Origin of the sequence: Promicromonospora kroppenstedtii DSM 19349 (assembly GCF_000515355.1) — a bacterium.
In the GTDB taxonomy this organism is placed as follows: domain Bacteria; phylum Actinomycetota; class Actinomycetes; order Actinomycetales; family Cellulomonadaceae; genus Promicromonospora; species Promicromonospora kroppenstedtii.
Genome location: NZ_KI911645.1, coordinates 43,245 through 44,029, shown reverse-complemented (window position 1 = coordinate 44,029; position 785 = coordinate 43,245). Strand labels below are relative to the sequence as shown.

Genomic DNA, 785 nt, shown 5'->3' with positions numbered 1-785 from the left:
GCGCCGTCGGATCCGGCACGGGGCGGGAGTCCGGCACGCGGCAAGGCCTCGACGCGGAGCTGTCCCGGTGGGGCCGGACGCTCGGGGCCCCGCCGGAGACCCCGCCCGGCGCACTGCGGCTGGCGCTGGCCACCTGGTATCGCGTGCACGGGCTGGTGTCGCTGGAGCTGGTCGGCGGCTTCGACACCATGGGTCTCGACGGCGGCACCCTGCTGACCGCCGAGATCGAGGGCCTGGTCCGCGAAGCCACCGGCTGCGCGAAGTGCGCTTCTACCCAGCCAATCGGCCCGTGACGGCCCTCGTCTCGGGCCAGATCGCTGGGTAGAAGCGCACTCCCCGCGCCTACGCGGTGCCCACCGGGCTCAGCGGCCCGGCTCCGGCGTCCCCGCGTGCTCGGTCAGGAACTCCCGGACCAGCGCCGCGACCCGGTCCGGCTGGTCCAGCGTGGACACATGGCCGGCATCGGGCAGCACCTCCATCCGCGCACCCGGCGCGGCGTCCACGGCGGCGTCGAGCTCCGGCTGGAGCACCAGCGGGTCCGCGGAGCCCCGCACCCAGAGCGTCGGCACCGCCATCCGGTGCAGCTCCGGGAGGAAGTCCGTCCGCATCGCCCGCGGGCCGAACGACAGCGCCTGCCAGTCGTCGAGTGCGGGCTCGCGGTGCCGGTGCTTTTGCTCCGCCTCGCGCTGCGCGAGCTCGACCGCACGCTCGACACCCGGCGTCCCGCCGCCGTGCTGCAGGTTGTCCTCGAACGACCGGCGCACCGCGCGGGGCGACCGGGCCAG

At 75.8% G+C, this 785-nt stretch carries 2 protein-coding genes; one reads left to right on the top strand and one right to left on the bottom strand.

Annotated elements, in window-relative coordinates; genetic code table 11:
• Positions 1 to 293, top strand: a 293-nt coding sequence (locus tag PROKR_RS34400; protein WP_036962506.1) for a TetR-like C-terminal domain-containing protein, incomplete at its 5' end; no start/stop codon positions are given.
• Between the two features lie 69 nt (positions 294 to 362).
• Here the strand turns inward: PROKR_RS34400 and PROKR_RS09455 are convergent.
• Positions 363 to 785: alpha/beta fold hydrolase (locus PROKR_RS09455; protein ID WP_157601987.1), on the bottom strand; the 423-nt coding region annotated here is incomplete at its 5' end.